Below are 12,922 nucleotides of genomic sequence, written 5' to 3'. Positions count from 1 at the left end.
CGGGTTCTCGGCCCTCGTACCCGGGATCGCGGGGGTCAGGCGGGGGCGGGGGCGGTGCCCTTCTTGGCCTGCTGGATCTGGGCGTAGACGCGGGCCCGCAGGTGGGTGAACCGCTCGTCCTGGCGGGTGGTGAGCTGGTCGCGCTCTTCCGGCAGGTCGACGGTGATGTCGTCCTGGACCACGGTGGGCGAGTTGGACAGCACCAGGACGCGTTCGCCCAGGTAGACGGCCTCGTCGATGTCGTGGGTGACGAACAGGACGGTCACGCCCAGCCGCTGCCAGATGGCGCGGACCAGGTCCTCCAGGTCGGCGCGGGTCTGGGCGTCCACGGCCGCGAAGGGCTCGTCCATGAGCAGGACCTGCGGCTCGTAGGCGATCGCGCGGGCGATGGCCACCCGCTGCTGCATGCCGCCCGACAGCTGCCAGGGGTAGGCGTCGGCGAACGCGGTCAGCCCCACGGCCTCCAGGGACTCGGCCACCAGCTCCTCCCTGCGGGCCCGGGGCAGCTTCTTCTCCTTGAGCGGCAGCTCGACGTTGGCGCGCACGCTCATCCACGCGAACAGGCTGCGCCCGTACTCCTGGAAGACCACGGCCATGCCCGGCGGCGGGGACAGGACCGGCTCCCCGGCCAGCTCCACGGTCCCGGAGGTGGGCGCCATGAGTCCGGCGATGCACTTGAGCAGGGTGGTCTTGCCGCACCCGGAGGGGCCGACCAGGCAGACCAGCTCGCCCTCGGCGAGCTCGAAGGTCAGGTCGCGGACGGCCTCGACCGGGGCCGGGCCCCCGTTGTAGATCTTCTGTAGTCCGGTGACCTTGAGCATGCCGGGACGCACTCCTCGGTGGTGGTGGGTGGGGTCGGTGGTGGGCACGGTCCTCACTCCCCGCGGTGCGCGGCCCGCAGGCCCCGGTACCAGCCCAGGACGCGGCCCTCGACGAGCTCGAAGAGGGAGGACAGGACGAACCCGAGGATGCCGAGCAGGACCATGCCCGCCCACATCTCGGGGATGGCGAAGGTGCGCTGGAACTGCACGATCGCGAAGCCCAGGCCGCTGGAGCTGGCGAACATCTCGCTGATGACCATGAGGATGATCGCCAGCGCCAGGGCCAGCCGCAGCCCGGCCATGATCTGCGGGGACGCCGAACGCAGCACGAGCACCCGCAGCCGGGTCACCCCGCCGATCCCGTAGCAGCGGGCGGTGTCGGCGAGCACCGGGTCGACGGCGCGCACGCCCTCGACGGTGTTGAGCAGGATCGGCCACACGCAGCCGAAGACGATGACCGCGACCTTCATGCCGTCGTCGATGCCCGCGAGCATGATCATCAGCGGGACCAGGACGGGCGGCGGGATGGCGCGCAGGAACTCCAGCACGGGTTCGGCGGTGGCGCGCACGCGCGCGTCCAGGCCCAGCAGCACGCCCAGGCCGATGCCGATGAGCGCGGCCAGGGCGAAGCCGGTGAGCAGCCGGCCCAGGCTCGGCAGGACGTCGACGAAGAACCGCTCGGAGAACCACAGTTCGGCGAAGGCCGAGGCGATGGCGTCGGGGGTGGGCGTGTAGAACCCGGCGTCGGGGCGGGCGGTGAAGGCCCAGTACACGCCCACGAGCACGGCGGGCAGCAGCAGGACGTGCGCGGTGCGCAGGAGCGCCCCGGCGGGCCGGGAGGCTCGGGCGGCCTTGGCGGGGGTCCGCGGTGGGCGGGCCACGGGGGCCTCCGGTTCGGTCGGGGCCGCCGGGGCGGCCGGGGTCGGGTCGGCGGCGGGCCGGTCGGCGGACGGCCGGTCGGGCAGAGACCGGTCGACGGCGGGGCGGCTCATGCCGCGGCCTCCCCTCGGACGGAGGTGTGCCAGCGCAGGACGCGGCGCTCCAGGGCGCGCACACCGAGGTTGATGACCACGCCGAGCACGCCGGTGGCCACGATCCAGGCGTAGACCAGGGCCACCGCGCCGCCCTGCTGGGCGGCGGTGATCTGCCGGCCGATGCCGGGGGAGCCGATGATCAGCTGGGCGGTGATGGACAGGATCAGCCCGACCGCCGCGGCCAGGCGCAGCCCCGTCATCAGGTACGGCAGCGTGGTGGGCCACACGACGTGGCGGATGCGCGCCAGCCGGCCCAGCCCGTAGGACCGGGCGGTCTGCTCGGCGACCGGGTCGACGTCGGCGACGCCGTAGAGCACCTGGATGTAGATGAGCCAGAAGCAGGCGTAGACGACCAGGAGCAGCGTCGAGCGGATGTCGGTGCCGTACATCAGCACGGCCAGCGGGATGAGCGCGACCGAGGGGATGGGGCGCAGGAAGTCGACGGTGGAGGTGGTGAAGGCCCGCACCCGGGGCGCCGAGCCCAGGGCGAAGCCCAGCAGCACGGCGGCGGCGAAGGCGATGGCCAGGCCCAGCCCCCACCCGTACAGGGTGTGGCCGACCGCCTCCCAGAAGGGGGCGGTGCCCGCCCGCTGGACGAGGGTGGTGAGGACCTCCGAGACGGGCGGGAAGTAGCGTTCGGGCACGGCGCCCAGGCGCGGGGCCGCCTCCCACAGCAGGAGCAGGGCCAGGACGCCCGCGGCGCCCAGGACGGGCCGGTTGGGTGCGGTGCGCGCCCGGGCGCCCGGGCGGCGCACGCCGCCCGGGGCCGGGGCGGGTGTGGCGGTTGCGGTGCTCATCGGATCAGGGTGTCCAGGTCGGGGTCGGCGTCGATCAGGCCGTCGGTGACCATCAGGTCGGCCAGGGTCCGCAGGGCCTCGCGGTCGATGTCGGCCGGGAAGCGCGGCCAGCGCAGCTGCTCGATGAGGGCCGGGTCGATCTCGGTGTAGGTGGTGAGGATCTGCGCGGTCTCGTCGGGGTTGGCCTCGGCGTACTCCAGGGAGGCGTTCAGGGCCGCGGTGAAGGCGTCCACGGTCCCGGGGTCCTCGGCGATGAGCTCGTCGCCGGTGAAGTACCCGGCGATGGACAGCTCCGGGTGCAGGTCCACGAAGTTCCCGGCGATCTGGGTGGCGCCCTGCTCCAGGGCGACGGTGAGGAAGGGCTCGACGACCCAGGCGGCGTCGACCTGGCCGTTGGACAGGGCGGCGGGCATGTCGGGGAAGGCCAGCTCGATGAAGTCGAGGTCGGTGGGGTCGCCGCCGGCCACGCGCACCGAGTTGCGCACCGAGGTGTCGCCGATGTTGTTGAGGTTGTCGATGGCGACGGTGGCGCCGGCCAGGTCGGCGGCCGAGGTGACGTCGCTGTCGGGCGGCACGACCAGGGCGCTGTAGTCGGTGGCGGCGTCGCCGGTGGTGGTCATGCCGTTGCCGACGACGGTCAGGGGCAGGCCCTGTTCGCGGGCGATGATGAGCGACGCGAAGTTGCCGAAGGCGAAGTCGAGTTCGCCGCTGACGACGCGGGGGACGGTGGTGGCCCCGCCGCCGCCGGTCTCGATGCTCACGTCCAGGCCGTGCTCTTCGAAGATGCCCTGCTCCACGCCGAGGAAGAGCGGGGCGACCGCGGTGATCGGCAGGACGCCCACGGTGACGGGGGTGGGGCCGTCGCCGGCGGGGGCGTCGTCGGCGCCGCCGCAGGCGGTGGCGGCCAGGGTGAGCGCGGCGCAGGCGGCGAACACTCTCAGGGGGGTCTTCGCGGAGGTCATGGGTTCTCTCTCGGCAGGTGCGGTCGGGACGGGAGCGGGGTCGAGGGCGGGAGCGGGGCCGGGAACAGGGACGGGCGCGGGGTCAGGGGAGCAGGGGGGCGAGGTCGGGCTCGGTCTCGATGAGGCCGTCGGTGACCATCAGGTCGGCCAGGGTGCGCACGGACTCCTCGTTGATCCCGGCGGGGAAGCGCGGCAGCACCATCTCCTCGATGACCTGGGCGTCGATCTCGGTGTAGGTGCCCAGGATGCGGCGGACCTCGTCGGGGTTGGCCTCGGCGTAGGCCAGGGACTCCTCCAGGGCCGCGGTGATGTCGGCGAAGAGCTCGGCGTCCTGCTCCAGGCGCTGGTCGGAGGTGAAGTAGGCGGCCACCGACAGGTCGGGGTGGGTGTCGACGAAGTTGGAGGCGATCTCGCGGTGCCCGGCGGCGCGGATGGCGGAGGCGAAGGGCTCCACCGCCCACACGGCGTCGATCTGCCCGGTCTCCAGGGCGGCGGGCATGTCGGGGAAGGGCAGCTCGACGAAGGCGACCTCGCCGGGGTCGCCGCCGGCGGCGCGCACGGACTGGCGGACGGTGGTGTCGCCGATGTTGTTGAGGTTGTTGATGGCCACGGTGGCGCCTTCGAGCCCCGCGGCGTCGGTGATGTCGCTGTCCCCCAGGACGAACACCCCGCCGAAGTCGGCGCCCTGTTCGCCCACGCTGGTGGCGCCGTTGGTCAGCGCGGCCAGGGGCAGGCCCTGCTCGCGGGCGACGATGAGCGAGGCGACGTTGCTGAAGCCGAGGTCGAACTCGCCGCTGATCACGCCGGGGACGATGGCCGCGCCGCCCGATCCGGCCTCCAGCCGCAGGTCGATGCCGCGGTCGCTGAAGAAGCCCTGGTCGACGCCGAGGTAGACGGGGGCGACGTCGACGATCGGGATGACGCCGGCGGTGACGGTGGTGAGCCCTCCATCGGCCGTGTCGTCCCCGCCGGGGGAGCAGGCGGTGGCGACCAGCAGTGCCGCGGCGGCGGCGATGAGGGTCGGTGAGGGGCGCATCGGGACTCCAAGGGGTGGGGCCGCACCAGCATGTTCGCTAGGCGCACAAGTGTTCTGTAAGTGAACATAAGTGATGGGGGTCACCAGGTCAAGGCGTGTGCAGGCCACATTTCGGGCACGTGAACAGCCCAGGATCGGATGACCGCCCCTGGTCAGCGGTAACGCGGCGCCGCCGCCGGGGTGAACGTCGAGGGGCTGGAGGAGGGGCCGGTCGGGCACGTGCGCGGGCGCCTGGGGGCGTTCAAGGTGCCCAAGGCGGTCCAGCCGGTCGCCGGGCTGTCGCGCAACGCCTCCGGCGAGATCATCGAGCGCGAACTGCGCGACCGGCCGCGGGGGCTCCCCGCCACCGGGTGTTTCCGCCCCGGGTCGGTGCCGTTACGGCCTCCGACCCGGGGTTTCTTTCGCCCGAACAACGGTCACGATAACTGTCACAGTCGTTGACAATTACTCCGGTGCTGTGTTCAATGCCACACACGCACACCGAGCACACCCAGCACACGGAGGTCCCCCGAGGTGTCACCGAGCCAGCTGTACGAGAACGCCGCCTTCTTCACCGCCGCGGGCAGGCCGCGCGCCGAAGCGATGGTCGTCCGGGACGGGCGGATCGCCTACGTCGGCGACCGGGAGACCGCCGGGCGCATCGCCGGACCCGGCCACACCGCCGTCGACCTGGGCGGGGGCCTGGTCCTGCCCGGGTTCGTCGACGGCCACGCCCACGTGCTGGGCACCGGCGAGGCCACCCGCCAGGCCGACCTGGCCGGCGCCGCCGACTTCCCCGAGGTGGCCCGCCGCATCAGGGCCTGGGCCGCCGACCACCCCGGCGCGCCCCGGGTCCGCGCCACCGCCTGGCGCCACGACGCCGTCGACGGGCGCCCCACCCGGCAGCTGCTCGACGCGCTCGTCCCGGACCGGCCGGTCTACGTGCAGGCGTACGACTACCACTCCATCTGGGTGAACACCGCCGCCCTGGCCGAACTCGGCATCGACCGCACCACCCCCGACACCCCGGGCGGGCGGATCGAACGCGACGCCTCCGGCGAGCCCACCGGCTACATCGACGAGACCGCCATGCAGCAGCTGGTCTGGCCGGTCCTGGACGCCCTGGAGACCGACGCCGACCGCGACGCCCACCTGGAGGCCGCGCTGGCCGCCTACCGCTCCAGCGGGGTCACGGCCGCCGTCGACATGGGCCTGAACGCCGCCGACCTGGCCGCCCTGGAGCGGGCCGAACAGGCCGGCACCCTCACCGCCCGCATCGTCGGCCACTGGCGCATCGAGCACCACGGGGACACCGGCCGCGCCCTGGAGGAGGTGGCCCACGCCGCCCGCCTGGCCGAGCGGTACCGCTCCGAGCGCCTGCGCGTCACCGGCATCAAGATCATGGTCGACGGCACCGTCGACGGCTGCACCGCCGCCATGGGCGCCCCCTTCGCCGACGGCTCCCACCCCGGCCCCATCTGGGACCCGAAAGCTCTGGACGCCGTGGTCGCGGCCGCCGACGCCGCCGGGCTCCAGGTCGCCATGCACGCGATCGGCGACGAGGCCGTGCGCCTGGCCATCGCCGCCGTCGAACACGCCACCGCCGCCAACGGCCCCGCCCCGCGCCGCCACCGCATCGAACACCTGGAGGTCACCGCCGCCGAGGACGTCGTGCGCCTGGGCGCGCTGGGCATCACCGCCAGCATGCAGCCCGTCCACGCCGACCCCGCCATCCAGGACAACTGGCGCAAGCAGCTGGGCGACGAGCGGATCGAACGCGGCTTCGCCTGGCCGGAGATGACCGCCGCCGGGGCGCCGCTGGCCTTCGGCACCGACTCGCCCACCGCCCCGCACGCCCCGCTGCCCAACATGTTCGTCGCCGCCACCCGCCGCTCGGCCCAGGACCCGGCCCTGGCGCCGAACCTGGAGCACTACGCCGTCCCGCTGGCCGACGCGATCACCCACGGCACCGCCGACGCCGCCCGGGCCTGCCGGGCCGAGGACCGGTTCGGGCGCCTGGCCGCCGGGCTGCACGCCGACTTCACCGTCGTGGACCGCGACGTGTTCGCCGGACCCGCCGAGACCCTGCTCCGGGCCCGGGTGCTGCGCACCGTGGTCGGCGGCGCGGACGTGTGGACCGGGTGAGGGCCGTGACCGACCACGCGATCCCCCCGCCCCGGCCCGACGCCGGGGCCGCCACCGGCCGGCCCGCCCCGGACCGGTCGGGCCGCTCGGACCGACCGGCCCTGCGGGTCCTGGGAACCGTCGTCCGGGTCGCCGCCGGGCGCCTGGCCTCGATGGCCCTCACCCTGCTGGGCGCGAGCATGGTGGTCTTCGGCGCCCTGCACCTGGCCCCCGGCTCGCCGCTGTCCTTCCTCACCCAGGGCCGCTCCATGACCCCCGAGGCCGTCGCCGCCCTGGAGGCCCGGTACCACCTGGACCAGCCGGTCGCCGTGCAGTACGGGCTGTGGCTCGCCGGCGCGCTGCGCGGGGACTTCGGCACCTCCATCATCTACCGGCAGGACGTCGGCTCCCTGCTGGCCGACCGGGCCGTCAACACGGTCGCGCTGCTGCTGGTGGCGACCGTGCTCATCCTCGCCGTCGGCCTGGCCGTCGGGGTGGCGGCGGGCCTGCGCCCGGGCCGGGTCGCGAACTCGGTCATGGGGCTGGTGACCGTGGCCATGGCCGTCCCGGTGTTCGTCACCGCCACGGTGCTCACCCTGGTGTTCGCCGTGAACCTGGGCTGGTTCCCGGTGTTCGGCCCCGGGGAGGGCCCGGCCGGGCGGGCCCACCACCTGGTGCTGCCCGGTGCGGCGCTGTCGCTGGCCTCGGTGGCGTTCGTCGCCCGCCTGACCCGGGGCGCCGTGCGCCGGGAGCTGGCCGCCGAGCACGTGCAGACCGCGATCAGCCGCGGGCTGCCCTTCCACCTGGTGGCCCGGCGGCACGTGCTGCGCAACGCGTCGGTGTCGGTGCTGACCGTGGCGGGGCTGACCGTGGCCGCCCTCATCGCCAACAGCGTGATCGTGGAGCAGGTCTTCCAGCTCAACGGGCTCGGCGGCCACCTGGTCAGCGCCGTGCAGCAGAAGGACTTCCCCGTGGTCCAGGCGGTCTGCATGGTCTACGTGGCCGGGTTCGTGGTCCTGAACACGCTCATCGACCTGGCGTACTCCCTGCTGGACCCGCGCATCGAGGTCGGAGGAGCCGCCTGATGAACGCCACCGCCACCCCCACCGCCGTTTCCGTTCCGGACGTGCGCGTCCGCAGGCGCCGCGGCTCCGGGCTCGGCCCCGGGGGCCTGCTGTCCGCGGGCCTCCTGGGCGCGGTCCTGCTGCTGGCCGTGTTCGGCCCGCTCATCGCCCCCCAGGACCCCGACGCCCTCAACCTGTCCCAGGCCTACGCCGGTCCCAGCGCCGCCCACCCCCTGGGCCAGGACGGCAACGGCCGCGACCTGCTCAGCCGCCTCATCGTCGGCGCCGGGACCGCGCTGATCGGCCCGCTGCTGGTGGTGCTCGCCGCCACCGCGGCCGGGACCGCGCTCGCGCTGGCCGCGGTCTGGTACGGCGGCTGGTTCGACGCCGCCCTGGCCCGGGTCGTGGACGCCGTCTTCGCCTTTCCCGGCCTGCTGCTGGCCATCCTGGCCACCGCCCTGTTCGGCCCCGGCCTGCCGGCCGCGGTCGTCGCCCTGACCATCGCCTACATCCCCTACATGGCGCGCATCGTGCGCGGCGCCGCCCTGCGCGAACGCGCCCTGCCCTACGTGGCCGCGCTGCGCACCCAGGGGGTCCGGCCGGTCCTGATCTGCCTGCGCCACATCCTGCCCAACGTCGCCCCGCTGATCGTCGCCAACGCGACGGTGTCCTTCGGGTTCGCCGTCATCGACCTGGCGGCGCTCTCCTTCATCGGCCTGGGCGTGCAGATCCCGGACGCCGACTGGGGGGCCATGGTGGGCGGCGGCCTGACCGGGATCCTCCAGAACCACCCGCAGGAGTCGCTGTACGCGGGCGCCCTCATCGTCGCCACGGTCGCCGCCGCCAACCTCCTGGGCGACCGCATCACCGAGCGTTCGGAGGGACGGGTATGAGCCCGCTGCTGGAGATCGAGAACCTGTCGGTCCGCCTGCCCGTCGAGGGGCAGATGCGCACCGTCCTGCACGACGTGTCGCTGCGCCTGGAGGCGGGGCGCACCCTGGGCCTGGTCGGGGAGTCGGGGTCGGGCAAGTCGATGACCGCCCGCGCGGTCGCCCGCCTGCTGCCCCCGGGCGCGGAGTCCTCGGGCCGGGTGGAGTTCGCCGGGGCGTCGGTGCTGGACCTGCGCGGGCCGGCCCTGCGCGCCTACCGGGCCGGGGACGTCGCCATGGTCTTCCAGGACCCGCGGGCGCACGTCAACCCGGTGTACCGGATCGGGCACTTCCTCACCGAGGCGCTGCGCATGGACCGGCGCACCGGCCGCCGGGCCGCCGAGCGCACCGCCGTGGACCTGCTCGCCGAGGTCGGCGTCACCGACCCCGGGCGGCGGATGCGGCAGTACCCGCACGAACTCTCCGGCGGGCTGCTGCAACGCGTCATGATCGCGGCGGCCGTGGCCGTGCGGCCCCGGCTCATCCTCGCCGACGAGCCCACGACGGCGCTGGACATGACCACGCAGGCCGACGTGATGCGCATCCTGGACGGGCTGCGCCGCGAGTACGGCATGGCGATGCTGCTCATCACCCACGACCTCGAACTGGCCGGGGCGGTGTGCGACGAGATCGCCGTGATGTACGCGGGCGGCATCGTGGAGCGGCAGGGGTCCGAGCGCCTGTCGCGGGACCCGCTGCACCCCTACACGGCGGCGCTGCTGCGGGCCCGACCCGACATCGCCCGCCGGGTCGAACGCCTGCCCGCGGTGCCCGGGAGGCCCACCTCCGCCTACGAGGCCCCCGAGGGCTGCGCCTTCGCGCCCCGCTGCGCCCACGTGCGGCCCGAGTGCCGCGAGGCACTGCCGCCGCTGCGCGCGGTGGACGGGGCCCACAGCCGCTGCCTGCGCGTCGACGGGCTGCGCGGCGCACTCCTGCACACGGAAGGGACGACGGCCCCATGAGCCGCACCGGCACCACGACGGAACCGGCCGGGGCCGACCCGGTCGTGCGGGTCGAGGGCCTGGCCAAGGAGTACCCCGGCCGGGGCGGGCGGCGCGTCACCGCCGTGCACGGGGTGGACTTCACCCTCCCCGCCGGGGGTTCCCTGGGCATCGTCGGCGAGTCCGGGTCGGGCAAGACCACCATCGCCCGGATGCTCATCGGCCTGGAGCGCCCCACCGCCGGGACCATCACCGTCCAGGGCGTCGACCACAGCCGGCCCCCGCGCCGGACCCTGCACTGGCGTGAGCGCGGCCGCCGCATCCAGATCGTGTTCCAGGACCCCTTCACCTCGCTCGACCCCCGCCAGCGGGTCGGGGACTGCCTCACCGAGGCCCTGCGGGTCCACTTCCGGACGGACCGCGACCGCGAGGCGGCCCGGGTGGCCGAACTGGCCTCGCTGGTCGGCCTGGACGAACGGCAGCTGCGGGCGCTGCCCCGGGCCCTGTCGGGCGGCCAGCGCCAGCGGGTCGCCATCGCCCGCGCCCTGGCGGCCGAGCCCCGGGTGCTGATCCTGGACGAGGCCGTGTCCGCGCTGGACGTGTCCATCCAGGCCCAGATCCTCAACCTGCTCGCGGACATCCGCGCGCGGACCGGGGTCGGCTACCTGTTCATCAGCCACGACCTGGCGGTGATCCGCCAGATCACCGACGAGACGCTCGTGCTGCGCCACGGCCGGGTCGTGGAGCACGGGCCGACCGACGCGGTGCTGGACCGGCCCGCGGACCCCTACACGCGGCTCCTGCGCGACAGCGTGCCCCGCCGGGGCTGGAGCCTGGAAACCCGCACCCCCGAGAGGCAGCGATGACCCCCCGACCCCGTCACCTCCCGCGCGTCACGGCGGCGGGCGCCGCGCTGGCGCTGCTGCTCTCCGGGTGCGCGCCCGCGCCCGCCCCCGCCCCCTCGGCGGGGGAGCCCGTGGTCATGACGCCGCGGCCCACCTCGGAGGTCGACTCCCTGACCTGGAACGTCTTCCAGGGCGAGCCGTGGACGCTGGACCCGTTCCGGTCGGCGGACTACTCGCCCAACATGATCAACGCGAACCTGTGCGAGACGCTGCTGGCCCAGACGCCCGAGTTCACGATCGAGCCGAACCTGGCGGCGTCGGTGGCCAACCCCGACCCGCTGCACTGGGTGTACGACCTGCGGGAGGACGTCACGTTCTGGGACGGGTCGCCGATGACCGCCGAGGACGTGGCGTTCAGCCTGGAACGCAACCTGACCGACCCCACGACCTTCTACAACTTCCTGTACACGAACGTGGAGTCGGTGGACGTGACCGGGGAGCACCAGGTCACGGTGACCCTGAGCGAGCCGGACTACCTGTTCAACGACACCCTGGCGAGCTTCGCGGGCGTGGTCGTGCAGAAGGAGTTCTTCGAGGAGAACGAGGAGTCCTTCGGCTCGCCCGACACCGGCCTGATGTGCACCGGGCCGTTCCGGCTGGACAGGTGGGACGAGGGCCGGTCGATCACCGTGGTCCGCTACGACGACCACTGGAACGACGAGCTGCGGCCGATGGTCCGCGAGGTGGTGTTCACGTTCCTGGTGGACGACTCGGCGATCATCGCCGGGCTGCTCAGCGGCCAGATCGACGGGACCTACAGCGTGCCCACCTCGGGGATCGTGCAGCTGGAGAACAGCGACGCGGGCACCCTGAGCCGGGGGCCCGCCCCGCTCAGCGTCACCCTCTTCTACCCGGACCCCGAGGGGCCGATGCGCGACCGCACCCTGCGCGAGGCGTTGCAGATGGCCATCGACTGGGAGGGCATCGGCGCGGTGGTCTTCAGCGGGACGGCCCGGCCGAGCACCCTCCAGACCCCGCCGAACGTGTTCGGGTTCGCCGGGCCCGAGCTGACCGGGCTGGCCGCGGGCCTGCCCGCCCCGGCCTCGGCCCGCTACGACGAGGCGCGCGCCCTGGTGGAGACGCTGCCCGCGTCCCTGCGCGAGGAGACGATCTCCATGGTCGTCCCCGAGCAGGCCGACACCCGGCAGCTCGGGCTGGCCGTCAAGGACGCGGCCGACCGGATCGGCCTGGACCTGGAGCTGACGGCCGTGCCGGTGGGCTCCTACACCAACTACCTGTACGACCCGGCCACGCGTGCTGGGACCGACATCCTGTACACGCAGTTCTGGCCCAACGTGCCCAACCCGCTGGACTGGCTGGGCATGACGGCGGTGACCGGCGGCCTGTTCAACCCCTACGGCTACACGGGGGTGGACGAGCTGTTCGACGAGGCGCGGTCCGCCGAGGACCCGGCCGACCGGGTGGGGCTGCTGGTGGAGATGGAGGAGCGGCTGCACGGTGAGCTGCTCCCCATGGTGCCCGGGCTGGAGCTGGACAACACCGTGTGGCACAACGACCGGATCACCGGCGCCCCGGCGGCCTTCGCCTACGTGTACCACCCGTGGGCCGCCTATCTTGGGGGGACCGGATGAGCCCCGACACGGAAAGACCCGCGCCATGCCCTCAACTCCCGGAACGCCGACCCGCAAGAGGGGACCCCGCCCGCGGCTCAGCCAGGAGCTGATCATCGCGGCGGCGTTCCGGGTGTCGGAGCGGGAGGGCGCCCAGGGGCTGACCTTCCAGGCGATCGGCGCCGAGCTGGGCGCCCACCCGACCGCGATCTACCGGCACTTCCGGGACCGGGACGAGCTGATGCTCGCCCTGCTGGACGCCCTGCACACCGAGGCCCTGGAGGACCTGCCCGATCCCACCGACGACTGGGCGCGGGACCTGGCCGAGCTGGGGCGGTGCACCTACCGGGCCTTCCAGCGCCACCCGGAGGTGGCCCAGCACCTGGGGGTGCGCACGGCCCGGCGCACGCACGAGTTCCGCAAGGTGGAGCGGAGCGTGGACTGCATGCTCCGGGCCGGGTTCCCCCCGGCGGAGGCGGCCCGCTACTACCGGGTGTTCGGCGACTTCGTGCTGTCCTACGCGGCGCAGGACGCGGCGCTGGCCGCCCTGGACCCCGCGGTCCGCGAGGCCGACCTGCGGTCGTGGGAGGTCGACTACCGGAGCCTGCCGGCGCAGGAGTACACGGCCATAAACACGGTGGCCGACGTGCTGCCTCGGCTGGACGACCCGGAGAACTTCGAGACGGCGCTGGGGCTGATGATCGACGCGCTGCGGCTGCGCGCCGAGCGCGCCGAGCGGGCCGGGCGGGGCTGAGCGGG

12 protein-coding genes are annotated in these 12,922 nt (G+C 74.0%); 7 read left to right on the top strand and 5 right to left on the bottom strand.

The features are described from left to right. Positions 1 to 35 precede the first annotated feature (35 nt). The 5 genes from ACJOT3_RS12360 to ACJOT3_RS12340 all read right to left on the bottom strand — a co-directional run bounded on the left by ACJOT3_RS12360 (position 36) and on the right by ACJOT3_RS12340 (position 4,650). Complete coding sequence (locus ACJOT3_RS12360; protein ID WP_406972081.1) at positions 36 to 821, bottom strand: ABC transporter ATP-binding protein; 786 nt, start codon at positions 819 to 821, stop codon at positions 36 to 38. 53 nt (positions 822 to 874) lie between these two features. Next, positions 875 to 1,813, bottom strand: a complete 939-nt coding sequence (locus tag ACJOT3_RS12355) for an ABC transporter permease (protein WP_406972077.1) — start codon at positions 1,811 to 1,813, stop codon at positions 875 to 877. Then, positions 1,810 to 2,652, bottom strand: coding sequence for an ABC transporter permease (locus tag ACJOT3_RS12350; RefSeq protein WP_406972075.1), 843 nt, complete (start codon positions 2,650 to 2,652; stop codon positions 1,810 to 1,812). Before ACJOT3_RS12350 ends, ACJOT3_RS12355 begins: the two co-directional genes overlap by 4 nt. After that, positions 2,649 to 3,614 carry an ABC transporter substrate-binding protein gene (locus tag ACJOT3_RS12345; RefSeq protein WP_406972073.1) on the bottom strand — a complete coding sequence of 322 codons (966 nt, stop codon included), beginning with the start codon at positions 3,612 to 3,614 and terminating at the stop codon, positions 2,649 to 2,651. Before ACJOT3_RS12345 ends, ACJOT3_RS12350 begins: the two co-directional genes overlap by 4 nt. 82 nt (positions 3,615 to 3,696) lie before the next feature. After that, on the bottom strand, positions 3,697 to 4,650 hold the full coding sequence (locus ACJOT3_RS12340) for an ABC transporter substrate-binding protein (protein WP_406972071.1): 954 nt from the start codon (positions 4,648 to 4,650) through the stop codon (positions 3,697 to 3,699). 513 nt (positions 4,651 to 5,163) lie between these two features. On the opposite strand from ACJOT3_RS12340, the gene ACJOT3_RS12335 reads away from it, so the two are divergent. From ACJOT3_RS12335 to ACJOT3_RS12305, 7 genes are read left to right on the top strand one after another with little or no spacing between them, the layout of a single operon-like run. Further along, positions 5,164 to 6,774: an amidohydrolase gene (locus ACJOT3_RS12335; protein ID WP_406972069.1), complete on the top strand. Its 1,611-nt coding sequence runs from the start codon at positions 5,164 to 5,166 to the stop codon at positions 6,772 to 6,774. A gap of 5 nt (positions 6,775 to 6,779) precedes the next feature. Beyond that, positions 6,780 to 7,838 carry an ABC transporter permease gene (locus ACJOT3_RS12330; protein WP_406972067.1) on the top strand — a complete coding sequence of 353 codons (1,059 nt, stop codon included), beginning with the start codon at positions 6,780 to 6,782 and terminating at the stop codon, positions 7,836 to 7,838. Further along, positions 7,838 to 8,710, top strand: coding sequence for an ABC transporter permease (locus ACJOT3_RS12325; RefSeq protein WP_406972065.1), 873 nt, complete (start codon positions 7,838 to 7,840; stop codon positions 8,708 to 8,710). The genes ACJOT3_RS12330 and ACJOT3_RS12325 overlap by 1 nt, the downstream gene beginning before the upstream one ends. Further along, complete coding sequence (locus ACJOT3_RS12320; protein ID WP_406972063.1) at positions 8,707 to 9,708, top strand: ABC transporter ATP-binding protein; 1,002 nt, start codon at positions 8,707 to 8,709, stop codon at positions 9,706 to 9,708. The genes ACJOT3_RS12325 and ACJOT3_RS12320 overlap by 4 nt, the downstream gene beginning before the upstream one ends. Then, positions 9,705 to 10,553, top strand: a complete 849-nt coding sequence (locus tag ACJOT3_RS12315) for an ABC transporter ATP-binding protein (protein ID WP_406972061.1) — start codon at positions 9,705 to 9,707, stop codon at positions 10,551 to 10,553. The genes ACJOT3_RS12320 and ACJOT3_RS12315 overlap by 4 nt, the downstream gene beginning before the upstream one ends. Then, on the top strand, positions 10,550 to 12,184 hold the full coding sequence (locus ACJOT3_RS12310) for an ABC transporter substrate-binding protein (protein WP_406972059.1): 1,635 nt from the start codon (positions 10,550 to 10,552) through the stop codon (positions 12,182 to 12,184). The genes ACJOT3_RS12315 and ACJOT3_RS12310 overlap by 4 nt, the downstream gene beginning before the upstream one ends. A 25-nt stretch (positions 12,185 to 12,209) precedes the next feature. Next, a complete protein-coding gene (locus ACJOT3_RS12305; protein ID WP_406972057.1) occupies positions 12,210 to 12,917 on the top strand; it encodes a TetR/AcrR family transcriptional regulator in 708 nt (235 codons plus the stop codon). The last annotated feature ends 5 nt before the right edge of the window (positions 12,918 to 12,922 follow it).

Source organism: Nocardiopsis protaetiae (genome assembly GCF_045446735.1).
Classification (GTDB): Bacteria; Actinomycetota; Actinomycetes; order Streptosporangiales; family Streptosporangiaceae; genus Nocardiopsis; species Nocardiopsis protaetiae.
This window is presented reverse-complemented; position numbering and strand designations above follow the sequence as displayed.

Bases quoted from the DNA above. Each gene is read 5' to 3' on its own strand.
- ACJOT3_RS12360 (WP_406972081.1), bottom strand. From the start codon at position 821: ATGCTCAAGGTCACCGGACTACAGAAGATCTACAACGGGGGCCCGGCC.
- ACJOT3_RS12355 (WP_406972077.1), bottom strand. From the start codon at position 1,813: ATGAGCCGCCCCGCCGTCGACCGGTCTCTGCCCGACCGGCCGTCCGCC.
- ACJOT3_RS12350 (WP_406972075.1), bottom strand. From the start codon at position 2,652: ATGAGCACCGCAACCGCCACACCCGCCCCGGCCCCGGGCGGCGTGCGC.
- ACJOT3_RS12345 (WP_406972073.1), bottom strand. From the start codon at position 3,614: ATGACCTCCGCGAAGACCCCCCTGAGAGTGTTCGCCGCCTGCGCCGCG.
- ACJOT3_RS12340 (WP_406972071.1), bottom strand. From the start codon at position 4,650: ATGCGCCCCTCACCGACCCTCATCGCCGCCGCCGCGGCACTGCTGGTC.
- ACJOT3_RS12325 (WP_406972065.1), top strand. From the start codon at position 7,838: ATGAACGCCACCGCCACCCCCACCGCCGTTTCCGTTCCGGACGTGCGC.
- ACJOT3_RS12320 (WP_406972063.1), top strand. From the start codon at position 8,707: ATGAGCCCGCTGCTGGAGATCGAGAACCTGTCGGTCCGCCTGCCCGTC.
- ACJOT3_RS12315 (WP_406972061.1), top strand. From the start codon at position 9,705: ATGAGCCGCACCGGCACCACGACGGAACCGGCCGGGGCCGACCCGGTC.
- ACJOT3_RS12310 (WP_406972059.1), top strand. From the start codon at position 10,550: ATGACCCCCCGACCCCGTCACCTCCCGCGCGTCACGGCGGCGGGCGCC.
- ACJOT3_RS12305 (WP_406972057.1), top strand. From the start codon at position 12,210: ATGCCCTCAACTCCCGGAACGCCGACCCGCAAGAGGGGACCCCGCCCG.